This window comes from Neisseria sp. CCUG17229 (assembly GCF_047839235.1).
GTDB classification, from domain to species: Bacteria; Pseudomonadota; Gammaproteobacteria; order Burkholderiales; family Neisseriaceae; genus Neisseria; species Neisseria brasiliensis.
The window spans coordinates 301,039-323,778 of record NZ_CP181247.1 but is presented as its reverse complement, the minus strand read 5'-3'; the positions used below and the strand labels follow the sequence as shown (position 1 = coordinate 323,778).

Here is a 22,740-nt window from a genome sequence, read left to right as displayed (position 1 = left end):
GCGGATAAAGGCCGTCTGAATGAATTTTGAAGTGTATCAAGGGATTTATGGAAACAGTGTCTGTAAAATTGGTTGAGTCATGATTGAAGATTAATGTTATTTTAAAGGTTGCGCTTCATGGCCGCGCGGCCACCTACTTTTTCTTTGTTTCGCCAAAGAAAAGTAGGCAAAAGAAAGGCGACCGCAGTTGCAGGTTCGCCCTTTGGGGCGAACTTCCCTCACTACGCAGGATTTTGGCAGCAGGCTCGAACTCGCTGCTTTGGGCAGCTCAAACACCGAGCCTTTTCCCCTGACAAAATCCTGCTTCGCTCAGCTGCGCCAGCGGATTGACTGTAAGCTCTAGAAGTTTCTGCCAAGCAAAATTTGATTATCTGAAATACTGCATTAATCACCCTAACCGCATTCTAGAAATTTCAATCTGCTAACCTCTTTCAGACGGCCTGTTTTCTTTGCTATGATAAACCTTTCCCCTTCTCACCCACCATCATGAACCTGCTCGACACTGCCCGCCGCTATTCTCCGTTTCTCGCCCGCAATTTGGATTCAGGCCGTCTGAACATGGATATTTTCCAGCCCATGTTGCACAAAGTTTTAAGCATGGAAGACTTCCAAGCGTTTGCCGATTGGGACAAAATCCGCGCCGATGAAAACGAAGAAGAATTAGCCAAGCAGTTGCGCGAATTGCGCCGCTATGTGGTGTCGCAAATCATCGTGCGCGATGTGAACCGTTTGAGTGATTTAGACGAAGTCACCCACACGATTACGTTGTTTGCCGATTTTGCCATCAATATGGCGCTGGATTTTGCCTATGACTACTACCAAGACATGTACGGCACGCCTATCGGCCGCTACACGGGCGAGCTGCAGCATTTGAGCGTGGTGGCGATGGGCAAGGCCGGTGGTTATGAGTTGAACGTATCGTCCGACATTGATTTGATTTTCGTGTATCCCGAATCGGGTTCGACCGACGGCAAGCGCGACCGCGACAATCAGGAATTTTTCACGCGCGTGGGCAAGAAGCTGATTACGCTGTTGAACGATGTCACCGCCGACGGCTGGGTGTTCCGCGTCGATATGCGTTTGCGGCCGGACGGTGATTCGGGCGCATTGGTGTTGAGCGAAACCGCCTTAGAGCAATATTTGATTCAGCAGGGGCGCGAATGGGAGCGTTATGCGTGGTGCAAAGGCCGCGTGGTGACACCTTATCCGAATGATATTAAAGGTTTAATCCGCCCGTTTGTGTTCCGCAAATATTTGGACTACAACGCCTACAGCGCCATGCGTAGCCTGCATCGCCAAATCCGCAACGAAGTGAGCAAAAAAGGCTTGGCCGATAATGTGAAACTCGGCGCCGGTGGCATCCGCGAAGTGGAATTTATCGCGCAGATTTTCCAAATGATACGCGGCGGCCAAATGCGCGCGCTGCAATTAAAAGGCACGCAGGAAACGCTGCTGAAGTTGGAAGAATTGGGCATTATCCCGAGCGAACAAGTCGCCACGCTGCTGGAAGCCTACCGCTTTTTGCGCGATGTCGAGCACCGCCTGCAATATTGGGAAGACCAGCAAACGCAAACCCTACCGACTTCGCCCGAACAACAGCAATTGCTGGCCGAAAGCATGGGTTTTGCCGATTATGCTGCGTTTTCAGACGGCCTCAACCAACACCGCAGCCGCGTGAACGCTTTGTTTAACGAGATTTTGAGCGATTCCGAAAGCGAAATTGACGAAAGCAACCACGAATGGCTGTGGGCTTGGCAGGAAAGACCCGATGAAGAAGAGCGCGCCCAACGCCTGAACGAACACGGTTTCCATGCCGACAGCGTGGCTGCACGTCTCGACCAATTGCGCGGCAGCCACAAATACCGCCATTTATCGGCGCAAGCCCAGCCACGTTTCGACGCGATGGTGCCCGCCTTTATGCAGGCCGCCGCCGCCCAGCCCAACCCCACCGACACCTTTATGCGCCTGATGGATTTTTTAGAAAACATCAGCCGCCGCTCGGCTTATCTCGCCTTTCTCAACGAACACCCGCAAACCCTGCAGCAACTGGCCGACATCATGAGCCAAAGCTCGTGGGTCGCCGCTTATCTCACGCAATACCCGATTCTGCTTGACGAGCTGATCAGCACCCAACTGCTGGAAACCGATTTCGATTGGACTAAGCTGGCCGCCGAGCTTTCAGACGGCCTCAACAACTGCAAACACGACACTGAAGCGCAAATGGACATCCTGCGCCATTTCCAACACGCCCAGCTGTTCCGTTTGGCAGTGCAGGATTTGGCCGGATTGTGGACAATTGAAGCCCTCTCCGACGAACTCTCCGCGCTGGCCGACACCGTGATTGCCGCCGCGCTGCCGTTCGTGTGGGCGGATATGCCGAAAAAACACCGTGATACACCGCAATTTGCCGTCATCAGCTACGGCAAACTCGGCGGCAAAGAATTGGGCTACACCTCGGATTTAGACTTGGTTTACCTGTTTGACGACAACGACCCCGACGCGCAAGACGTGTATATCCGCTTTGCCCGCCGCCTGACCAACTGGCTCTCCACCCCCACCGGCGCAGGCACGCTCTACGATGTCGATGTGCGCCTGCGTCCCAACGGCGACAGCGGTTTTCTCGCCCAAAGCGTGGCTGCGTTTGAAAAATACCAACGCGAAAATGCTTGGACATGGGAACACCAATCCCTCACCCGCGCCCGCTTTATCTGCGGCATGCCCGAGATTCAGACGGCCTTTGACCGCATTCGCGCCGATATACTCACCACCGAACGCGACACCGCCAAGCTGGCACGCGAAATCATCGACATGCGCGAAAAAATGTTCCCCCCCCATCCGCCTGCCGACAGCAACGTCAAATACGCGCGCGGCGGCGTGGTCGATGTCGAATTCATCGTGCAATACCTGATTTTGGCACACGCCCACCAACACCCCGAATTGCTCGACAACTACGGCAACATCGCTCTTTTGAACATCGCCGCCGACTGCGGTTTAATCGACAAACAACTGGCCGAACAAAGCCGCACCGCTTACCGCTTCTACCGCCAACAGCAGCACAACACCAAGCTGCGCGATGTCGGCAAAGTGGAAGTGAATGATGTTTTGCTGGGGCATTATGAAAGCGTTCGAAAGTTGTGGTTAGAAGTGTTTGGGGAAGAAGCGAAACAGGGGTAAAGGCCGTCTGAAAGGGCTAATTTCCCCGTTAACAAACAACATTAGGTTGAGGATTTTGCAAAACCCATCCGAATACCAGAATATACATAACCGCCGTCATTCCCGCGCAGGCGGGAATCCATTTTCAAGCATGGCAAGCTGTTGAATAAAATAGGTTTCTTCGATTTTACAATGGATTCCCGCCTGCGCGGGAATGACGGCAGGTTTGTTTTTTATCGATAGTCACGAAGTTTTGCAAAGGTTTCAAAGCTTATAGGTTTTAACTAAGCCTTCCCAACCATAAAAGGCCGTCTGAAAAATACCTTTTCAGACGGCCTTTTATCATCACTTCAAACCTGCTTACGCGTTCAGCAAGCTTTCGTCCAAAGTCAAATCTTCATTCTTATTCACGGCCACTTTACGCGCCAATACGTTTTCGGCAATGCCTTGTGCTTCGGTGAGCGAGTGCATTTGATAAGTACCGCATTGATATTCGTTCAATTCCGGAATTTTGCTTTGGTCTTGCACGTTCAACACGTCTTTCATCGATGCCAGCCATGCATCCGCCACTTGGCTTTCAGACGGCGTGCCAATAAGACTCATGTAAAAACCGGTGCGGCAGCCCATCGGCGAAATGTCGATGATTTCCACGTCGCTACTGTTCAAATGGTCGCGCATGAAGCCGGCAAACAGATGCTCCAGCGTGTGAATGCCTTTTTCCGGCAAAATTTCTTCGTTCGGAATGCAGAAACGCAGGTCGAACACGGTAATGGTGTCGCCTTTCGGGGTAGTCATGGTTTTGGCCACGCGCACGGCAGGGGCGTGCATGCGGGTGTGGTCAACTTTGAAGCTGTCTAATAAAGGCATGGTTTTTCCTTAAATGTTGGTATCTGAAATAATGGAATCAGGTGATCGGTTTACAAGGCCGCCACAGCAACGTCTTCGCCCGAAGCCGCGCTCAAGGCATCGTTTAACACGGCGAAAAATTCGCTGTTGTCGCGAGTGGACAACCATTGGCCGTCTTTTTCGGTGAAGTGGTAGCCGCCGCTTTTGGCCGCAATCCACAATTCCTGATTGGGCGTGTGGCGGTTGACGATAATCTGCGTGCCGTCGTCGGCTTCGATGGTTAATACGTTTCCGGCAAACTGGCAGTCGAAATCCCAGCCGTTTTCATCGATTTGGTCTTCGATGTGGTTGAACAATTCTTCCGTGTGGCGGATAAATTCACTCTCGGTCATCATGGCTTTTTGTGTGTTTTTTGTTTAAGATACTCAATCTTGCCACATTCACGCTCAACACGAAAGTTTTCCCATGAAATCCTGCGTATTTTTATCGGTTGCGGCGGCGGTTTTGCTGTCGGCCTGCGGTTACAAAGGCGATTTGTATTTACCCAAGGAAGGCGACAAAGCGCGTTTCGGCGTGATTCAAACCGGCCTCGAATTCAACCGCAACTCCAAAGAACCAACCACCCAATCACCAGATTAAACGATTATGACACTTTATTGCGAACAAGTCCCCCACACTCATTTGGCCGAAGAGTTCGGCACCCCGCTGTATGTGTACAGCCAAGCCGCGCTGACTGAAGCATTCGGCGCCTACACTTCCGCCTTTGCCGCGCTCGACCCGCTGATTTGCTATGCGGTCAAAGCCAACGGCAATTTAAGTATCATCAAACACTTTGCCGCGCTTGGCAGCGGCTTCGACATCGTCTCCGGCGGCGAGCTGGCGCGCGTGTTGGCGGCCGGCGGCGATGCGGCGAAAGTGATTTTTTCCGGTGTCGGCAAAAGCGAAGCCGAAATCGAGTTTGCCCTGAATGCCGGCGTGAAGTGCTTCAATATGGAAAGCATTCCCGAAATTGACCGCATTCAAAAAGTAGCCGCCAAACTCGGCACCACCGCGCCTGTATCATTGCGCGTGAACCCCGATGTTGATCCGAAAACCCACCCCTACATTTCCACCGGCCTGAAAGCCAACAAATTCGGCATCGCCTACGCCGATGCCTTGGCCGCCTACCAACACGCCGCTAAACAGCCGAATCTGAAAATCGTCGGCATCGATTGCCACATCGGTTCGCAACTCACCGATTTAAGCCCATTAGTTGAAGCCTGCGAGCGCATTTTGCTGCTGGTCGATACTTTGGCCGAACACGGTATTGTGTTGGAACACTTAGACTTAGGCGGCGGCGTGGGCATTGTGTATAAAGACGAAAACGTGCCGGATTTGGCTGCCTATGCCGCCGAAGTCCACCAACGCTTGGCCGGCCGCAACTTGAAGCTGATTCTCGAACCCGGCCGCAGCTTGGTCGGCAACGCCGGCACCCTGCTCACACGCGTGGAATTTGTCAAAACCGGAGAAGAGAAAAACTTCGTGATGGTCGATGCCGCCATGAACGACCTCATGCGCCCCGCCCTGTACGACGCTTATCACCACATTGAAAACGTCGAGCAAAAAGACATCGCCCCGTTTACCGCCGACATCGTCGGCCCGATTTGCGAAACCGGCGATTTCCTCGGCCAAAACCGCCAAATCGCCTGCGAAGCCGGTGACTTGTTGGCCGTGCGCAGCGCAGGCGCCTACGGTGCGAGCATGGCCAGCAACTACAACGCCCGCAACCGCGCGGCAGAAGTGTTGGTCAACGGCAGCGAAGCCAAACTCATCCGCCAACGCGAAACCTTAGAGCAGCAAATGGCCAACGAATTGACGTGTTTATAAGGGTTTTGCTGTTTGCAAACGAAAAGGCCGTCTGAAAGTGGAATTTCACTTTCAGACGGCCTTTTGATATTTAAAAATCAAAAAACAGGCAAATTAACTGCGTCCGGTAGAAAGCCCCGCTTTGCCGTTTTGCCACAAGGTGTTGAGCAATATCTTCCATGGCGCCAGTTTGGGATTAGGTGATTTCCCCTGCCCGATTAACGCCATTTGCGCCATATACCAATCCATTTCCAATACGGCACCGACTTTATTGTCCACCGGACGGAAGCCGGTTTTGATGCGCTCGGTTGTCACGGTTTGATAATGACCGTTTTGAATTTGGTTGGGTAAATCAGGCATAAGCGCAAAGGGGCGCGCCACACCCACCATATCCAAATGACCGCTTTGCAGGGCTTCATTCATCGCCTGCTCCGAGCGGAAACCGCCGGTAATAATCAACGGCACGCGGCTGACTTTGCGGGCTTTTTCGGCATAATCAATAAAAAAGGCTTCACGTTGGCGCGTGCTGGATTTTTCAGACAGCATCTGCGGGCTTTCATAATTCCCGCCCGAAATTTCAATAAAATCAATGCCCAATTCCGATAATTTTTGCACCACTTGAATGCTTTCACTTTCATCAAATCCGCCTTTTTGGAAATCTGCCGAATTGAGTTTGATGCCGACCAAAAAATCCTTGCCGACATTGGCGCGAATGCCTTGATAAATTTTCAAAACAAAATTCATGCGGTTGGCCAAACTTCCGCCCCACTCGTCCTCACGGCGGTTGTGATGCGGCGACAAAAATTGGCTGATGAGATAACCGTGTGCCGCATGAATTTGTACACCTGAAAAGCCGGCCTGCTCCGCCAATTGGGCGGTGCGGACAAAAGATTGCACCAACGCTTCGATTTCATCGCTTTTTAAAGCACGGGGCGGATTGATGAAACCGTCCATCCCGACCAACGGTACGGCACTTGGCGCAACCGGCTCATGATTCACCGCTTTTGGCGATTGTTTGCCGGCATGATTAATCTGCATGATGATGAGCGTGTCGTTTTGCTTACCTGCCTGAGCCCAACGTTGCAACACGGCCATACTGCGTTCATCGCTCAATACCACATCCTTAATCGAACCTTTACCGTTTTCGGCCACCATCACATTGCCAGTAACCAAAACACCTGCTCCGCCCTTCGCCCAAGTGTGATAGAGATGCACCAATTGTGGCGTGGGTTGGCTGTTTTGCGCGAGTTGTTCTTCCATCGCGGATTTGAAGAAACGGTTTTTGGCAGTCATGCCGTTGGGAAAAGTAAATGGTTGGAACAGCATTTTTTACCTTACGTTTATATGTTTAAAAATTTAAACATATTATACAAACTATAAACAATAAGTCAATAACGTGTGTTTAGCTTGCAGGCCGTCTGAAAATCAACCTGCCCGAGCAGGACAATAAAACTTCAACACATCCACCAATACCCCCATTTTCTCCACTTCATCTTTCATCGCCAGCGCATAAAACCGCTCTTTCCCGGTCTGCCTGACACTCACGGCATTGGCAGCCAGCATGATTTTAAGATGATGGGAAACCGCAGGGCGTGAAAGATGCAGGTTTTCGGTGAGTTGGTTCACGTTCATTTCACCGTTTTCCAGCAGCAATTTCAAAATCAAATGGCGGTTTTCATCCGACAAAACGGTGAAAATCGGAATACATTCTTTTAGAAGTTGCATGGCTTCTGCTTGAGAAACAGGTATCTGGTCGGTCATTTTAGTCAATACGTTTAAGAATATAGACGGATTATAAAGCCATAGAAATCAAGGTTCAACAATTAAGGCTTTGGATTACGTCGTTTTTTCAGACGGCCTGATATTACAATAAAGGCCGTCTGAAAGTTTGACTTCACTTTCAGACGGCCTTTTAATCATTTTCAAAACATCACTAATAATGTGGCGGAATCTCATCGCGCAAACTGTATGCCTCGCGCTCGCCGTTCGCACCTTTGTCCTGCATTTTCTGATACAGCACCCGCATTTGCGCTTGCTGCAAATCCAGCGTTTGCTGCATTTTGGCGATGGTATCACTCAAGCTGGCAATCAGATCGTCTTGCAAGGCCGTCTGAATTTCCAGCTCGGTGATACGGTTTTCCAAATCCTCCATCACAACACCATGGCGGCAATCCAGCCGGCAATCATCAGCGGGATGTTGTAGTGGATAAAGGTCGGCACCACAGAATCGCGGATGTGATCGTGTTGGCCGTCCACGTTCAAACCCATGGTCGGGCCAAGCGTGGAATCGGATGCGGGCGAACCGGCATCACCCAGCGCACCGGCGGTACCAATCAAGGCGATGGTTGCCAGCGGTGAGAAGCCCAAGCTCATGCACAGCGGCACATAAATCGCGGAAATAATCGGCAAGGTCGAAAACGACGAACCAATGCCCATGGTCACCAGCAAGCCGACCACCAACATGGCAAACGCGGCCATGCCTTTGCTACCGCCGAATGCGGCCATGCTGCCGTCAACCAGCGGTTGAATGTCGCCGGTGGCTTTCATTACGGCTGCGAAACCTTGTGCGGCAATCATCACGAAACCAATCATCGCCATCATTTTAATGCCCGCGCCGAACACATCATTGGCATCGCTGCGTTTCACCACGCCCAAGGTCATGAATACGGCAAAGCCCAACATCGCGCCCAGCAGCAAGGCATCGTTGTAAATCAACTGAATGGCGAAACACACGGCAATCGCCACGGCCGCCACCAAACTGCGGTAAGACGACGGCTCAGGCTGTTTGGTGCTGGCATCGTTATTGTCGGTATCGATTTGGCTGTTTTGATACACACGCGGTTTGCGGTAGTGGATAAACGCCAACACCAAGCCGCTGACCATGCCCAAAGCCGGAATCGCCATTGCCTGAATCACGCTCAAACCATCGGTGTTCAAACCGGCAGATTTAATATTGCTCAACAAGATCTCGTTCAAGAAAATCGCGCCGAAACCATACGGCAGGAACATATACGTCGTCACCAAACCAAAGGTAATCACACAAGCCACCAAACGGCGGTCGACTTGCAAGCGGTTAAACACCAGCAACAGCGGCGGCACAATCATCGGAATGAAGGCAATGTGAATCGGCACCACGTTTTGGCTCATGATGCCCATTACCAGCAACACCATCAGCAAGATCCATTTAACCGAGCTGCCGCTGCGGTTGACCTGATCCGGCACGCCGCCGTTATTCAGTTTGCGCACCACTGCGCCGGCCAATTGCTGCGGCAAGCCCGAATGGGTAATCGCCATCGCAAACGCGCCCAACATGGCATACGACAGCGCAATTTTCGCACCACCGGCCAAACCGTTTTGGAACACGGTAATAATGCCCTCTTGCGACACCGCACCGGCCGCATCTTTCAAATCGGCCAGCGGCATACCGGCAATCAAACCGCCGATAAACGCGCCAATCACCAAACTCAGCACCACGTGCACCCTGGCCAGCGACAACGCCAGCATCACCACTACTGCAATTACAACGGCATTCATGCCTTTTCTCCGTTTTGTTGTAAAGAAACAGCTTCTTGATGGAACATCAAAAAGAAAACGGTATCATAACATAAATTTACATCGGCATAACATACACGGCAACAAAATGCCAAGCAAAACAAAGGCCGTCTGAAATTTCAGACGGCCTTTGTGTTTAACAACTCATCAGGTGACCAAACCATCAATCCCAATCGCGGTGATGGCGGCGGTGTTTGGCATATTTTTTGTGTTTTTTATGCTTTTTGTTGGATACTTTGTCATGGCGGTAGCCACGGTTTTCTTTTTGATCCATTTTTTTGTTGTGGTAGGCATAAGCATTACCGGCCAAACCACCGGCTGCAGCACCCAGCAACATGCTTTGGCCATCGCCACCCAAAGCACCGGTCAATGCGGCACCGGCCACTGCACCAACCACCGTGGCTTTGGTTTGATTCGATGTGCCGCGTGCGTGTACGGCGGTACTCGGCAAAATCAATGCCGCCGACATCAATGCCACGGCACAGTATTTTTTGTATGAAGTCATATTAGGCCTCCTTCTGCTCGGTCATTTTTTTATCATACATACGATAGTGAATGTATGCGTATTATGACCATTTCTAGCCGATTCGTTCTTATGGATTCGGCAAAAGCAGGTAAGCCTCGGTAAACCTTGTTAATCGGAAATATTCACCTGATGTGACTTTCAGACGGCCTGAGACCTTTGCAAAATCCCTATCTTTGGCACATTTCTTCGTTATGCGCTGCTCAAAAGCTTGCCTATCTTAATGATATGTCTGCACTTTCTGCGCGGCTACAACTTTGAACTGTACTCAAATCTAAGGATTTTGCAAAGGTCTCAGTCTGTCTTGATTTTATGCCGTCTGAAATCATTGCGACCATTGGCCTAAGGTAATGCGGTCAAGTCCGGCCAAATCTTGCAAAGTGTTCACTCCCACAAACCCATTCTCCATCAAAATTTCCCGCGCCGCCAAGCCTTGATTGTAGCCGTGTTCCAACAGCAGCCAGCCGCCTTGTTTCAAATATTGCGGCGCACCAGCGGCCAATTCGCGGATGCAGCTGAGGCCGTCTGAAAAATCGGTTAAAGCTGTTTGTGGCTCAAAACGCAAATCGCCCTGCTGCAAATGCTCGTCTTCCGCTTCGATATAAGGCGGATTCGACACAATCACACCATAGCTGCGCGGTTCAGACGGCCTGTCCACGTTAAACCACGAACCTAAGGCAAATTCTACTGCCGCACCCAAATGTTGCGCATTGCTTTGTGCGGTTTGTAATGCGCCGCTACTGATGTCGGAAGCGCGCACCTTAGCATCCGGCCGCTCCAACGCAATGGTAACGGCAATCGCACCGCTGCCGGTGCCCAAATCCCACACCTTGCCGCCTTGCGGTAAACGCGCCATCACCGCTTCAACCAAATGCTCGGTTTCGGGGCGTGGAATCAAGACATGTGGGTTGACCGCAAACATGCGGCCGTAAAATTCGCGTTCGCCCAAAATATAGGCCATCGGCTCACCGTTCAGACGGCGTTGCGCCACCGCATCCAATTTTGCTGCGGTTTCAGACGGCATTTCGGCATCGCCTTGCGTAATCAACTGCACACGCGAATAGCCGGTGATGTCTTGCAGCAACATCCGCGCTTCGTTTTTCGGCAGCGCAGATTGGCGCAACCATTGCTCTAAAGTCATTTCAGACGGCCTTGTCATTGAAGTGCTGCCATTATATCAGCGTCAATCTTCACCTGCAGATACTAACCCAGATATTTGATCTCCCAATACAATAATCAGCATGTGAGAAAGCCATCTGAATATTCAGATGGCTTTCTCACATATAGAAAATATTACTCGTCGACTTTGGTTTCCAAGCCGCCGATCGGACCGGAATCCGGCACAATCTCTTCTTCATCCAATTTGCGCGCTTCGATTTCTTCGTCAGACAATGGCTCTTCGGCATAACGCACTACATTGTCCACCGAATCTTCAATTACCAATTCACGCTCCAGCGCTTCCATCTCGGCAGCAGAAGAGACATCGAAAGTGCTGTCTTGGTTGTTTGGGGTATTCGTGCTCATGGTTTTCTCCTTATTTGAATGAAAATATTTTTTACAACGTGTCTTCATCGTAACAGAAAAACCGTTACCAGCCGTCTGAAAATGTATTTTTTGGTAAATATAAAGGCCGTCTGAAAATTTACTTTCAGACGGCCTATCACTCAAATTTCACTTCCCCCAACGGTCAGCCCCGCATCAATACGCAAGGTCGGTTGCCCTACGCCGACGGGCACGCTTTGGCCGTCTTTGCCGCACACGCCCACGCCGCTGTCGAGCGCGGTGTCGTTGCCGGCCATGGAAACGTGTTTCAACACTTCCGCGCCGCTGCCGATGATGGTCGCGCCTTTGACCGGATATTGCAGTTTGCCATTTTCAATCCACCATGCTTCTGATGCGGAAAACACGAATTTGCCGCTGGTGATGTCAACTTGGCCACCGCCGAAGTTGACGGCGTAAATGCCTTTGTCCACCGAGGCGATGATTTCTTGCGGGTCGTAGGCGCCGTTTTCCATAAAGGTGTTGGTCATACGCGGCATGGGGGCGGAAGCATAGCTCTCGCGGCGGCCGTTGCCGGTCACCGGTACGCCCATCAGGCGCGCGTTGGTTTCGTCTTGCATGTAGCCGACCAAAATGCCGTCTTCAATCAACACGGTGCGGCGGGTTTCGTTGCCTTCGTCGTCAATATTCAGCGAGCCACGGCGGTCGGCGATATCGCCCTGATCGACCACAGTAACGCCTTTGGCGGCTACTTGGTCACCGATGCGGCCGGTAAACACGCTGGTTTCTTTGCGGTTGAAGTCGCCTTCCAAACCGTGACCCACGGCTTCATGCAGCAATATGCCCGGCCAGCCGTTGCCCAACACCACGGTCATTTCACCGGCAGGTGCAGGGCGTGACTCAAGATTGGTTAAGGCTTGTTTCACGGCAGAATCGACAAATTTCTGCACCAATTGTTCATCAAAATAAGCCAAATCATAACGGCCGCCCCCACCGGCACTGCCCTGCTCGCGGCGGTCACCCTGCTTGGCAATCACGCTCACATTCAGCCGCACCATCGGGCGGATATCGGCGGCGTGTTTGCCGTCCAAACGTGCAAGGTAAATCATGTCGTGTTCGCAGGTCAAACCGGCCATTACTTGCACAATGCGCGGGTCGGCGGCTTTGGCTAATGCCTCGACTTTGTTCAGCAAGGCAACTTTGGCAGCAGAATCCAAGCTGGCAATCGGATCGATCACGGCATGCACCGGTTTGCCGTATACCGCGCTAGGTACTTTAATGCTTTGTTCGCGCCCCGCCGCACCAATCACGCGCACGGCTTGGGCGGAACGGTTAATCGAATCGATGTTGAGGCTGTCGGCATAGGCAAAAGCGGTTTTGTCGCCCGATACGGCACGCACGCCGACACCTTGGTCAATCTGAAAACTGCCTGATTTCACCATGCCTTCTTCCAAATGCCAGCTTTCATAGGCCGTGCGCTGGCAGTAGATATCGGCATAATCGACATGATGCGCGCCAATCAGACTCAGGCTTTTAGCCAACAATTCCGGTGAAAGTTGATTGGCTTCGAGCAAATCACGTTGTACTTGAGAATAGGTTTGCTGCATGGTTTTCAGACGGCCTTTTCAAAAAAGTGTAATCAAAAGAGTGGTGTGGAATTATACGGTATTTGCACAGGCTTGGGCATGCTGATTGCTTGCTGCTATGCCGGTTTTTGTGTTTGCATATCTGAGAGAGCAAATTTTATTTTTATCAAATTCAATTATTTATCAGAAAATTTCCCGATAAATTCACTTTGTTATTGATAATAGTTATTATTAACGTATAATAAAACTTACTCGGCAGCGTCCTGCACCGAGCCATTAAACGACAGAATGACCCCTTTTTAATTTTTCCTTAAACTTTGCTTCGTCGGCCAATCTCCCTGTTGCCCGACATCTTCATCGGAGTGTGCGTATACGACATATCGATTGTTCCCTTTATCAGATACTCAAAACCGAAAAACAGCAAACCCGTTGCATATGCAACGGGTTTGCTGTTGATGCGCCATGCGAAATTCAATGGCCTAAAAAAGATATTCGGATATCTCCCTATGTTTTATATCGTTTTAACATGAAACAAGACGATGACATTAGGTATACTCCATAAAAGTACGATGATTTATTCTTGCGATATCCAGTTAAGTAAGCCGTAAATGACAAGATTATCAACAATTCTCACCGTATGCTCTGAAACAAATGTTTCCGGCAAAGCCTGCACCACTTTGGCCGCCCCACCGCCGGTAATAATAACGTCAACCGCTTTTTCCATACCAACTTTTTGTTTCAGACGGCCGTGCATCATCATCAACGCACCACAGACAGCGTCCATCATACCGCTGGCCAAAGCATTCGACGTGGTCGTCGGGAACGGATATACCTTTCCGATTGGGCGGTTGAGATTAGCGGTTTTCAGTGCCATCGCTTCTTTCATGAGATGAAAGCCGGGCATAATCGTACCACCGAGATAATGATTGTCGTCAGTCAGTGTATCAGTGGTGACTGCTGTCCCGCAACTCACCACCACGCAGGCATTTTGGCTGAATCGGCGGCTGCCCAAGGCGTTGAACCAACGGTCGGAACCGTGTTCCGCCGGATTGCGGTAATGATTGCGCACACCCAAACCTTGCGCCATTGATGGCAACCATTCGACCGGCTGGGACAATTGTTCTGCCACCAAGGCTTTTTTGGTTTCGCCACACACAGCGCAGCCGACCACTTTTACCAGGCCGTCTGAACGCTCGCGCCATTCTTCACCCAAGCGGCTCAAATCGCGGTAAGGTGCGCGACTCACTTCACTGAATGCGCCATTTTCCACCCATGCCCATTTCAGTTGGCTGTTGCCACCGTCAAGCAGCAAATAGCGCTCGTTGCGCACAATGGTTTGCGGCACAGGATTATCGTTCGGGCGCAAACTGATTTCGCCGCTGACGATGGTTTTCTCACCTGCGACAGTTGCCAAACGCAATGCGCCCTGTTCGTTCACACCCGATACCGTACCCTCATGCAGCACCACACCGTCTTGCAACAACATCACCGGACGATTGTGGTCGCGGTTGGCAGCCTGATATTCGCCCAACATTGCACCAAAACCGCTTTTTGCAAAAGCTTCAAACGCGCTGTTTAACTCAGCCAGCAAGGCGCTCATTAATTGATTTACCGTCGCACCGCGTTGTGAGGCCGTCTGAAACAAAGCCTGCACCGAAGCGGCATTTTCTACTTCTTTAGGCAACACAAAATTCACACCGATGCCAACCACCGCCACCGTTTGGCCGCCATTGCGCACGGTTTCAATCAAAATGCCGCCGAGCTTGTCGCGCCCGACCACCAAATCATTCGGCCATTTGATTTGTGTATTCAAACCCAATTTTGCCAACGCACGATTACAGGCCAACGCTGCCACCAAGGCCAACGCGCCCAATTCGTGCTGCGGCTTATCAAACGCCCAGCCAAAGCTGAACATCAGGCATTCGCCCAAACGGTGCTGCCAACTGCGCCCTTGTCGTCCACGCCCTTTACTTTGAACATGCGCCACGCACAAGGCTTTGTGTGCTTTTTTCGCCGACTCGCGCGCCAAAGCCAAAATTTCGTCGTTGCTGGAAACGCATTCATTTTTCAAGACCGTCTGAAAACCATACACCTGCGCCAAACGCTGCAAGGCTTCGGCTTCAAACACCGCCAAACGCCGTACTAGCCGCCATTGCCCATCGTGTTGACGCAACAAACCGCGGATATGCGGCGGCATTTGCTGCCAAAATCCGTTGAGCTGTTGCGGCTTCACACCGGCCAAACGGCTCAATTGCGAGACATGCTGCGGCAGGCCGTCTGAAAGCGCCGCCAATACCTGCCAATGCTGAGGCTTCATGCTGCTCATTTATCGGCTGCCTCTGCGGCGCGGATTTTCGCCAGCGTTTGCGTGGTGGATGTCTGGTGCAAAAACGGAATCGAATACACCTTGCCGCCACGTGCCAAGGTTTCTTGCGAACCGACAATTTTATCGACTGTCCAATCCCCGCCTTTGACCAAAATATCCGGTTTGACCAACTCAATCAAAGCCGCCGGTGTGTCATCATCAAACCACGTCACCACGTCCACACTGGCCAACGCGGCCGCTACCGCCGCACGGTTTTCCAAGGGATTAATCGGGCGATCGTCCCCCTTACCTTGACGGCGCACGGAATCATCGGTGTTCAAGGCCAAAATCATCGCTGCGCCGGTCGCACGTGCCTGCGCCAAATAGGTGACATGGCCGCGATGCAAAATATCAAAACAGCCGTTGGTAAACACCAGTGGACGCGGCAATGCAGCCAAGCGTTCGGCAAGCGCTTCGGGCGGGCAGATTTTTTGTTCAAAATCGGGGAAAGGCCATTCGGACATAATGCGTTCCATTGTTTCATTCAGATTAAAGCTATGATACCGAAGTGCCGTCAAAAGGCAAAGCAAAAGGCCGTCTGAACAGGTTTCAGACGGCCTTTGCGTGTGATTTTGTGAATTTAATGTGACAAATATAGTCGTTTAAAATAAAAATAATACAGCGTTACCAGCGCCCTTATGTACCAGTGTACACGGCGGCCGCTGTCGACTTATCTTAATTTCCATTTTAAACGGCTATAAAAAAACCTGCTTATTAAAAGCAGGTTTTTTTATTTTTGGTCGGGGCGGTGGGATTCGAACTCACGACCCTCTGCTCCCAAAGCAGATGCGCTAACCAGGCTGCGCTACGCCCCGAAATAAATGGGGTGGCTAATGGGGCTCGAACCCACGACAACCGGAATCACAATCCGGGGCTCTACCAACTGAGCTATAGCCACCGTAAACTTTTGGCACGCCCGACAGGAATCGAACCTGTAACCCCCGACTTAGAAGGTCGGTGCTCTATCCGGTTGAGCTACGGGCGCTCATGCCGTTACGTGCTGAATTTGGTGTGGTCGGGGCGGTGGGATTCGAACTCACGACCCTCTGCTCCCAAAGCAGATGCGCTAACCAGGCTGCGCTACGCCCCGACTTGAAGAACTGAACTATACTGATTTTCGAAAATCACGTCAACCTTTATAATTAACATTTTTTTAAAATTGTTTTTATCTGTTTATTTTTATTTAGAATTTAATTCATAACGCTCTTATTTATTTCCCATAAACGTTCAGACCATCCGATCATAACTTCCACAAAACTGATAATAACAATGTAAAAAGCGGTTTAAAAATGAGATAATTACCTGGTTTCCCATTTTACCTTCCCTGACAACTAGAGAGTGAACATGACTGCTCAATTAATCAATGGCAAAGAAGTTTCCCAACAACGCTTGGCGGCAGTCGCCCAAGCTGTCGAACAACGCACCGCTGCCGGCTTGCGCACCCCTTGTCTGGCCGTGGTCCTGGTCGGTGACGATCCGGCCAGCGCGGTTTATGTGCGCAACAAAAAAACTGCCTGCCAAAAATCAGGCATTGCGTCTTTGTCTTACGAACTACCTACCGAAACCACGCAAGACGAATTACTGAAGCTAGTGGACGAATTAAACGCCAATCCCGAAGTAGACGGCATTTTGGTGCAACTGCCTTTGCCGAAACACATCGACAGCCAAGCCGTGCTGGAACGCATTTTGCCACACAAAGACGTGGATGGCTTCCACCCGTACAACGTCGGTCGTTTGGTTGTCAAAATGCCGCTGATGCGTCCATGCACACCCAAGGGTGTAATGACGCTTCTTGAAACCTACGGTGTTGACCCGAAAGGAAAAAAAGCCGTGATTGTAGGCGCTTCCAATATTGTCGGCCGCCCGCAGGCATTGGAATTACTGCTCTCCCGCGCTACTGTAACCATTTGTCACAGCGCCACAGAAAACTTGGCTGAAGAAGTGGCCCAAGCCGATATTTTGGTGGTTGGCGTCGGCATCCCGAATTTTGTTAAAGGTGAGTGGGTCAAACCGGGCGCCGTGGTCATCGACGTCGGCATCAACCGCTTGGAAGATGGCAGCTTGTGTGGCGATGTGGAATTTGATGTTGCCAAAGAACGCGCAGCCATGATTACCCCGGTTCCCGGCGGTGTCGGCCCAATGACCATTGCCACGCTTTTGGAAAACACTTTACACGCCGCCCAATTGCATGATTAAAGATTGAACCACTCAATTTTGAATAACCGGTTCATCATATGAAAAGGCCGTCTGAAAGATTTTGGTAACCCTTTCGGACGGCCTTTGATTTGTTACTGTCTTAGTTTAGAAGAAGATTTCACGCCAAGACAAGCGGCGGATACCGCAGATTCGGCCTTCGATATCCAAATCTCTCAACTGGCTACCCGGTGTTGAATTGGAGATTAAGAGCTTGCGCACGGCTTCGCGACTGAAACATGTGTTGTTTGGAATCTCGCTATTGGCTGCTTTTAATGGTTGATCCGTACCGGTCTCACCGCTATCGCCATCACGCGTTACCGGTGAATCATTCAGCTTAGTTTGGTCAACATAAGTAAAGCTGGTCATGCCTTGCATGCTGATGCCGTTGGCGTATTTTGAGAATGCCACATTGTTGTCCATATGGAATTTCAAACGCGCACTACGCTGGTTCAGCGCACCGCCATTTTCCGCGTTCACACCCAAAATCTTACTGGCGCTTTCGGTTTTGGTTTCGGTTTTTTCCGGAATACAAATATCACCTTGCGGCTCGGTCTTAATCGTTACCTTATTATAGCTGCGCGTTGACAATACGGCCGTCTGAAGAATCATGGTCGGCTTCACGACCACGCGTTCGCCATTGGCATCCAAATTAAAGAACCAGCCTTTTTGTATGTTTTCATCCACTCGATTGTTGGTCAAAAATACTTGGCCATTCTCATTCACACTCATGGTTTGTTGCAATAAATCAGCTTGTTGTGCAACGTCTGACCGTACAGCACTGGTATCAGGCGCATCCGGCAATTTATCGAAAATGCCATACACTGCCTGCTGATTTTTGTTTTCCAAATCGCTTTCGTAAATGTCGCTACCGGTACCAAAAATCACCACATAGCTGCCGCTACCGCGACGGGAAATCGCCGGTGCGGAAGTAATCGGCTGACTAGGATTGCCTGCGAAAATACGGGTCACCGTCCAAGCAGACGGCGTGGTGCCTCGCAAATCGAAACGGTACATATTGCCGCCATAATCACCCGCGTAAGCCACATCGACGATACCGTCAAAATCGGTATCAACTAATGTAGGCGATGACAAACCGCCTACGCCACCTGGCACTTCGATTTTTCTGATTTCCGCACCGGCAGCCTGACCATTCGCCTCACCGCTACCTGCTTCTTGACCCAGCATCTCATAAACATAAAGCGCGGTTTCGCTGGCATCATTACCATCTGCATCAGTCAAATTGCGATAACCGCTGGATAAGAAGCCTGCGTAGCGCACATTTTCAGTGGTGCTGACTTTATCCACGCCACGCCGCACAGAAATACGGCCGATTTGCGGCGTACCAATGGTGTAACCCAACTTATTGTTTTCACCTTTTACGGTTTCAAACAACGGCACATCCGACAACCAATTCGATTCACCAGCATTCAAAGCCAATGCAGAACCGCTATGACGATTCACACCACCAATATTCAATGCATACGCACCACGTCCGCCTTGACCCATGGCACCAAACATAAACACTTGCTGCCCTTTAGATTCCGCTGAATTTGGCGTACGCCGCAAAGTTATGCCGCCATTTACCAGATAACGGTGTGGCACAGTAGCCGAGCCATATTGCTCATGCGCCACATCTTTCAAGAATTTGCCCATCACAGACGGATGACCGTCATCTCCCTCACGCTCCATGGCCGCAGGAATATAGCTGAGTTTCAACTCATAAGGATGTACACCATCGATACGTTGGAACATATGCACCATACCGTCATTGGCAGCGGTAACCATAAACTCCTGACGGCCGCCCACGCTGTCGCCCACCATATTTACTGCACTGCCCTGAATATCGCCCAAATCGCGTTTACCATCTTCACGGATACGGTATGCCTGACTGTATTGGCGGCTTTGCGCCATTTGATTCAAGACAATATCATTGCTTAAACGTACCGTCCAAGGAAGCAGCACATTCTTCCATTCCAACTGATCGGCAGAGGTCGCGCTACTGATATTAAAGTCGGCGTTAGACATCTGGTTATCGGCCAGATTTTGTACCCACATAACAGCCTTACCATTATTAATTATGGTTTTTCGGTTGGAAAATGCGGGCTCGGCTACATTGCCATTAACCGCTCCATCCTCACCCAATTGATAAAACCTCAACCGGCTGCTCCATGAACATTTATCCAATTCAACCACCACCGCCATATCAGGCAAAGCGATGCGACTGGTGACCGCCGGCCTGACGGCTTCAGGATAAATTGCAAACCCAAATCCTTCCCATGCCCATAAAACACACACTACACCCAGAAAAAGTTTATTGACCGCCATTTTTTACCCAAAATACTGCTTCTCATTTTCATTGATCTCTTCATAAAGGCATACCGCCACAGCTTGCCACTACTGTTGCCGTATATTTTAACGCCTTCCACCTAAATTTTGAGCAATTTCCCCTCTCATTGCCTGCATCGCAAGCCAACAGCCAAAATCAATCCGCTATTTATTTGCTTTTTTCTGCACCGACCGCTTTTAGGCTTGAACCAAACCACATTTTCGCTTAAAATGCAGTGCTTCTACGGCATAAACCGATATGCCTGAAAAAGCACGTAACACAATATTCCCAATATTGTGTGGCGTGTTTTTTTTTAACCATATTTTAAAGGCCGTCTGACACACATTTATCTTTTCAGACGGCCTCATATCAAAACATTTCCATTCAGCAAGACAGGACTTCATCATGACAACTCCAGCACTTCTGGTTCTCGCCGACGGCAGCGTGTTTCACGGTACCTCAATCGGCTTTGACGGCTCGACTTCCGGCGAAGTGGTGTTCAACACTTCCATGACCGGCTATCAAGAAATTCTGACCGACCCGTCATACTGCAAACAAATCGTCACGCTGACTTACCCGCACATCGGCAACACCGGCACCAACGGCGAAGATGTAGAAAGCCGCAATGTGTACGCGGCCGGTCTGATTATCCGCGACCTGCCTTTGCAACACAGCAACTTCCGTGCCGATGAAAGCCTGCAAGAATACTTGGTGCGCAACCAAACCGTGGCCATTGCCGATATCGACACCCGCCGCCTAACCCGCATTTTGCGTGACAAAGGTGCGCAAGCCGGTGCGATTTTGACCGGTGCCGATGCGACCGAAGAAAAAGCACAAGAATTGATTGCTGCGTTCGGCAGCATGGTGGGCAAAGATTTGGCCAAAGAAGTGACCTGCGCGGAAACCTACGAATGGACGGAAGGCGAATGGAAGCTGGGTCAAGGTTTTGTTACCCCTGAAAAACAGCCTTATCATGTGGTTGCCTACGATTTCGGCGTGAAAACCAATATCCTGCGCATGCTGGCCGAACGCGGCTGCCGCCTGACTGTCGTTCCGGCGCAAACCCCGGCAGCAGATGTGTTGGCCATGAATCCGGACGGCGTGTTCTTATCCAACGGCCCGGGCGACCCTGAGCCTTGCGACTACGCCATCAAAGCGATTCAAGAGATTTTGACCAGCAAAAAACCGGTATTCGGCATTTGCTTAGGTCACCAATTATTGGGCTTGGCGGTGGGCGGCAAAACCCGCAAAATGCCGTTTGGCCACCACGGCGCCAACCATCCGGTGCAAAACTTGGAAAACGGCCGCGTGATGATTACCAGCCAAAACCACGGTTTTGAAGTGGACGCAGACACGCTGCCTGAAAATGTGAAAGTAACCCACCGCTCATTGTTTGACGGCTCGTTGCAAGGCATTGAATTGACCGACCAAGTGGCATTCAGCTTCCAAGGCCACCCAGAAGCCAGCCCGGGCCCGCACGATGTGGCTTATCTGTTTGATAAATTTATCGACAGCCTAAAAGCAGCAAAAGCATAATGCTGCAGATTCAGACGGCCTCTTATGGGATAAACAAGGCCGTCTGAACAATAACCATTCCACCTCAAAATAATATTAAAACCATACTGATGGCTGCTTCACGCGTGTATTCAAAGGCCGGCTGAAAAACCTTGATTGTTTCAGACGGCATGTTCATCAAGAGGAAAAATGAACATCAAAGCCCTACTCGCAAAAAAAGACATCGAATTCAGTCTGCGCCGCTACGGCATTGACGCGCTGAACTTTATGGCACTCGGCCTGTTCGGCTCGCTGATTATCGGCCTGATTTTAAAAACCGTCGGCGGCTGGACAAACCTACCTTGGCTGGTCGACATCGGCGGCCAAGCACAAGCCGGCATGGGGGCGGCCATCGGTGTGGGCGTGGCTTATGCCCTGAAAGCCCCGCCGCTGGTCTTATTCGCCAGCACCATCATCGGCCTGGCCGGTGCGGCATTAGGCGGGCCTGTCGGCTGCTTTATCGCAGTTGCCATCGGCACCGAAATCGGCAAACTGGTGAGCAAAACCACACCGATTGACATCATCGCCACGCCTGCCGCTACCTTAATCAGCGGCATGGCTGCCGCCCAGTTTGTCGGCCCCATCATCGCCACCGCCATGACCCAAACCGGCGCGCTGATTATGTGGGCAGTCGAATTGCAACCCGTGTTGATGGGCATCATTGTTGCTGTGTTGATGGGCATGATTCTGACCCTGCCCATTTCCAGCGCCGCTGTCGCCATCGCCCTGTCACTCAGCGGCTTGGCGGCCGGCGCAGCCACCGTCGGCTGCTGCGCGCAAATGGTCGGTTTCGCCGTGATGGGTTTTAAAGAAAACCGCTGGTCAGGCTTACTCAGCCAAGGCTTAGGCACCAGCATGCTGCAAATGCCCAATATCGTGAAAAACCCGCTGATTTGGCTGCCGCCCACACTCAGCGGCGCGATTTTAGGCCCGGTCGCCACCGTCGGCTTTCAAATGACCAACATCCCCAGCGGCGCAGGCATGGGCACCAGCGGCTTAGTCGGCCAAGTCGGCACCATCAACGCCATGGGAAACGCCCCGACCGTGTGGCTGGGTATTGCGCTGCTGCATTTTGTCTTGCCCGCAGTGTTGACGCTGGTGATTGCCGCGTTTATGCGTAAAAAGGGCTGGATTAAGGATGGGGATTTGAAATTGGATGTTTGAAGTTTCAGACGGCCTGATAGCAAATCTTAACCACAACCGAATCATCGTATTTTGCAGCCAAGCAAGAAATTATTAACAATTTTGATATTTAATTTAAAGTTCATCTCAGAATTTATAAGGAAGTAGACAC

General features: G+C 51.0%; 19 protein-coding genes and 4 tRNA genes. 6 read left to right on the top strand and 17 right to left on the bottom strand.

Annotated elements, in window-relative coordinates; genetic code table 11:
* Positions 1-486 precede the first annotated feature (486 nt).
* The gene (gene glnE, locus ACM67B_RS01580) at positions 487-3,174 is read left to right on the top strand and encodes a bifunctional [glutamate--ammonia ligase]-adenylyl-L-tyrosine phosphorylase/[glutamate--ammonia-ligase] adenylyltransferase (RefSeq protein ID WP_416189870.1); all 2,688 of its coding nucleotides are present in this window, start codon (positions 487-489) and stop codon (positions 3,172-3,174) included.
* 339 nt (positions 3,175-3,513) lie between these two features.
* On the opposite strand, the gene luxS is transcribed toward glnE, so the two are convergent.
* Positions 3,514-4,020, bottom strand: a complete 507-nt coding sequence (gene luxS / locus ACM67B_RS01575; protein ID WP_416189869.1) for an S-ribosylhomocysteine lyase — start codon at positions 4,018-4,020, stop codon at positions 3,514-3,516.
* 50 nt (positions 4,021-4,070) lie between these two features.
* Entirely contained in the window at positions 4,071-4,394 is a 324-nt protein-coding gene (gene cyaY, locus ACM67B_RS01570) for an iron donor protein CyaY (protein WP_095502429.1), read from the bottom strand.
* 70 nt (positions 4,395-4,464) lie between these two features.
* Here cyaY and lptM point away from each other — a divergent pair, with 70 nt between their 5' ends.
* Together lptM and lysA are read left to right on the top strand one after the other, a co-directional pair.
* Positions 4,465-4,638 carry an LPS translocon maturation chaperone LptM gene (lptM, locus tag ACM67B_RS01565; protein WP_095502428.1) on the top strand — a complete coding sequence of 58 codons (174 nt, stop codon included), beginning with the start codon at positions 4,465-4,467 and terminating at the stop codon, positions 4,636-4,638.
* A gap of 6 nt (positions 4,639-4,644) precedes the next feature.
* Positions 4,645-5,865 (top strand): diaminopimelate decarboxylase, encoded by a 1,221-nt coding sequence (gene lysA, locus ACM67B_RS01560; RefSeq protein ID WP_416189868.1) that lies wholly within the window; start codon positions 4,645-4,647, stop codon positions 5,863-5,865.
* Positions 5,866-5,958: 93 nt separating this feature from the next.
* Here lysA and ACM67B_RS01555 read toward each other — a convergent pair whose 3' ends face one another.
* From ACM67B_RS01555 to ACM67B_RS01490, 14 genes are all read right to left on the bottom strand, one after another.
* Positions 5,959-7,170 carry an NADH:flavin oxidoreductase/NADH oxidase family protein gene (locus ACM67B_RS01555; RefSeq protein WP_416189867.1) on the bottom strand — a complete coding sequence of 404 codons (1,212 nt, stop codon included), beginning with the start codon at positions 7,168-7,170 and terminating at the stop codon, positions 5,959-5,961.
* Between the two features lie 99 nt (positions 7,171-7,269).
* The gene (locus tag ACM67B_RS01550) at positions 7,270-7,569 is read right to left on the bottom strand and encodes an ArsR/SmtB family transcription factor (RefSeq protein ID WP_416189866.1); all 300 of its coding nucleotides are present in this window, start codon (positions 7,567-7,569) and stop codon (positions 7,270-7,272) included.
* A 208-nt stretch (positions 7,570-7,777) separates the two neighbouring features.
* Positions 7,778-7,996 (bottom strand): SlyX family protein, encoded by a 219-nt coding sequence (locus ACM67B_RS01545; RefSeq protein WP_416189865.1) that lies wholly within the window; start codon positions 7,994-7,996, stop codon positions 7,778-7,780.
* Positions 7,996-9,378: a Na+/H+ antiporter family protein gene (locus ACM67B_RS01540; protein ID WP_095502425.1), complete on the bottom strand. Its 1,383-nt coding sequence runs from the start codon at positions 9,376-9,378 to the stop codon at positions 7,996-7,998. The genes ACM67B_RS01545 and ACM67B_RS01540 overlap by 1 nt, the downstream gene beginning before the upstream one ends.
* A 181-nt stretch (positions 9,379-9,559) precedes the next feature.
* Positions 9,560-9,901 (bottom strand): glycine zipper domain-containing protein, encoded by a 342-nt coding sequence (locus tag ACM67B_RS01535; RefSeq protein ID WP_416189864.1) that lies wholly within the window; start codon positions 9,899-9,901, stop codon positions 9,560-9,562.
* A gap of 343 nt (positions 9,902-10,244) precedes the next feature.
* Positions 10,245-11,060, bottom strand: a complete 816-nt coding sequence (gene prmC, locus ACM67B_RS01530) for a peptide chain release factor N(5)-glutamine methyltransferase (protein WP_416189863.1) — start codon at positions 11,058-11,060, stop codon at positions 10,245-10,247.
* A 152-nt stretch (positions 11,061-11,212) separates the two neighbouring features.
* Entirely contained in the window at positions 11,213-11,443 is a 231-nt protein-coding gene (locus tag ACM67B_RS01525; RefSeq protein ID WP_416189862.1) for a hypothetical protein, read from the bottom strand.
* 140 nt (positions 11,444-11,583) lie between these two features.
* Complete coding sequence (tldD, locus tag ACM67B_RS01520) at positions 11,584-13,026, bottom strand: metalloprotease TldD (protein ID WP_416189861.1); 1,443 nt, start codon at positions 13,024-13,026, stop codon at positions 11,584-11,586.
* Positions 13,027-13,579: 553 nt separating this feature from the next.
* Complete coding sequence (locus ACM67B_RS01515) at positions 13,580-15,331, bottom strand: bifunctional biotin--[acetyl-CoA-carboxylase] ligase/type III pantothenate kinase (protein WP_416189860.1); 1,752 nt, start codon at positions 15,329-15,331, stop codon at positions 13,580-13,582.
* Positions 15,328-15,834 carry a D-glycero-beta-D-manno-heptose 1-phosphate adenylyltransferase gene (gene rfaE2 / locus ACM67B_RS01510; protein WP_416189859.1) on the bottom strand — a complete coding sequence of 169 codons (507 nt, stop codon included), beginning with the start codon at positions 15,832-15,834 and terminating at the stop codon, positions 15,328-15,330. The genes ACM67B_RS01515 and rfaE2 overlap by 4 nt, the downstream gene beginning before the upstream one ends.
* A 273-nt stretch (positions 15,835-16,107) precedes the next feature.
* Positions 16,108-16,185: transfer RNA gene (locus tag ACM67B_RS01505), tRNA-Pro, on the bottom strand.
* 7 nt (positions 16,186-16,192) lie between these two features.
* Positions 16,193-16,268 (bottom strand) — tRNA-His (locus ACM67B_RS01500).
* Positions 16,269-16,278: 10 nt separating this feature from the next.
* Positions 16,279-16,355, bottom strand: a tRNA-Arg gene (locus tag ACM67B_RS01495).
* Positions 16,356-16,382: 27 nt separating this feature from the next.
* A tRNA-Pro gene (locus ACM67B_RS01490) sits at positions 16,383-16,460 on the bottom strand.
* Between the two features lie 254 nt (positions 16,461-16,714).
* Here ACM67B_RS01490 and folD point away from each other — a divergent pair.
* Positions 16,715-17,566: a bifunctional methylenetetrahydrofolate dehydrogenase/methenyltetrahydrofolate cyclohydrolase FolD gene (gene folD, locus ACM67B_RS01485; protein ID WP_416189858.1), complete on the top strand. Its 852-nt coding sequence runs from the start codon at positions 16,715-16,717 to the stop codon at positions 17,564-17,566.
* Positions 17,567-17,671: 105 nt separating this feature from the next.
* On the opposite strand, the gene pilC is transcribed toward folD, so the two are convergent.
* Positions 17,672-19,891: a PilC family type IV pilus tip adhesin gene (pilC, locus tag ACM67B_RS01480; protein ID WP_416189857.1), complete on the bottom strand. Its 2,220-nt coding sequence runs from the start codon at positions 19,889-19,891 to the stop codon at positions 17,672-17,674.
* Positions 19,892-20,297: 406 nt separating this feature from the next.
* On the opposite strand from pilC, the gene carA reads away from it, so the two are divergent.
* Together carA and ACM67B_RS01470 are read left to right on the top strand one after the other, a co-directional pair.
* Positions 20,298-21,428 (top strand): glutamine-hydrolyzing carbamoyl-phosphate synthase small subunit, encoded by a 1,131-nt coding sequence (gene carA / locus ACM67B_RS01475; RefSeq protein ID WP_416189856.1) that lies wholly within the window; start codon positions 20,298-20,300, stop codon positions 21,426-21,428.
* Positions 21,429-21,596: 168 nt separating this feature from the next.
* Complete coding sequence (locus ACM67B_RS01470) at positions 21,597-22,610, top strand: PTS transporter subunit IIC (protein WP_416189855.1); 1,014 nt, start codon at positions 21,597-21,599, stop codon at positions 22,608-22,610.
* Positions 22,611-22,740 lie beyond the last annotated feature (130 nt).

What these genes read in the sequence shown, in the direction of transcription:
- folD (WP_416189858.1), top strand. Translation starts at nt 16,715, where the DNA reads ATGACTGCTCAATTAATCAATGGCAAAGAAGTTTCCCAACAACGCTTG.
- ACM67B_RS01525 (WP_416189862.1), bottom strand. Translation starts at nt 11,443, where the DNA reads ATGAGCACGAATACCCCAAACAACCAAGACAGCACTTTCGATGTCTCT.
- ACM67B_RS01470 (WP_416189855.1), top strand. Translation starts at nt 21,597, where the DNA reads ATGAACATCAAAGCCCTACTCGCAAAAAAAGACATCGAATTCAGTCTG.
- ACM67B_RS01555 (WP_416189867.1), bottom strand. Translation starts at nt 7,170, where the DNA reads ATGCTGTTCCAACCATTTACTTTTCCCAACGGCATGACTGCCAAAAAC.
- ACM67B_RS01535 (WP_416189864.1), bottom strand. Translation starts at nt 9,901, where the DNA reads ATGACTTCATACAAAAAATACTGTGCCGTGGCATTGATGTCGGCGGCA.
- luxS (WP_416189869.1), bottom strand. Translation starts at nt 4,020, where the DNA reads ATGCCTTTATTAGACAGCTTCAAAGTTGACCACACCCGCATGCACGCC.
- cyaY (WP_095502429.1), bottom strand. Translation starts at nt 4,394, where the DNA reads ATGATGACCGAGAGTGAATTTATCCGCCACACGGAAGAATTGTTCAAC.
- lptM (WP_095502428.1), top strand. Translation starts at nt 4,465, where the DNA reads ATGAAATCCTGCGTATTTTTATCGGTTGCGGCGGCGGTTTTGCTGTCG.
- ACM67B_RS01540 (WP_095502425.1), bottom strand. Translation starts at nt 9,378, where the DNA reads ATGAATGCCGTTGTAATTGCAGTAGTGGTGATGCTGGCGTTGTCGCTG.
- prmC (WP_416189863.1), bottom strand. Translation starts at nt 11,060, where the DNA reads ATGACTTTAGAGCAATGGTTGCGCCAATCTGCGCTGCCGAAAAACGAA.
- rfaE2 (WP_416189859.1), bottom strand. Translation starts at nt 15,834, where the DNA reads ATGTCCGAATGGCCTTTCCCCGATTTTGAACAAAAAATCTGCCCGCCC.
- ACM67B_RS01550 (WP_416189866.1), bottom strand. Translation starts at nt 7,569, where the DNA reads ATGCAACTTCTAAAAGAATGTATTCCGATTTTCACCGTTTTGTCGGAT.
- ACM67B_RS01545 (WP_416189865.1), bottom strand. Translation starts at nt 7,996, where the DNA reads ATGGAGGATTTGGAAAACCGTATCACCGAGCTGGAAATTCAGACGGCC.
- lysA (WP_416189868.1), top strand. Translation starts at nt 4,645, where the DNA reads ATGACACTTTATTGCGAACAAGTCCCCCACACTCATTTGGCCGAAGAG.
- carA (WP_416189856.1), top strand. Translation starts at nt 20,298, where the DNA reads ATGACAACTCCAGCACTTCTGGTTCTCGCCGACGGCAGCGTGTTTCAC.
- ACM67B_RS01515 (WP_416189860.1), bottom strand. Translation starts at nt 15,331, where the DNA reads ATGAGCAGCATGAAGCCTCAGCATTGGCAGGTATTGGCGGCGCTTTCA.
- glnE (WP_416189870.1), top strand. Translation starts at nt 487, where the DNA reads ATGAACCTGCTCGACACTGCCCGCCGCTATTCTCCGTTTCTCGCCCGC.
- tldD (WP_416189861.1), bottom strand. Translation starts at nt 13,026, where the DNA reads ATGCAGCAAACCTATTCTCAAGTACAACGTGATTTGCTCGAAGCCAAT.
- pilC (WP_416189857.1), bottom strand. Translation starts at nt 19,891, where the DNA reads ATGGCGGTCAATAAACTTTTTCTGGGTGTAGTGTGTGTTTTATGGGCA.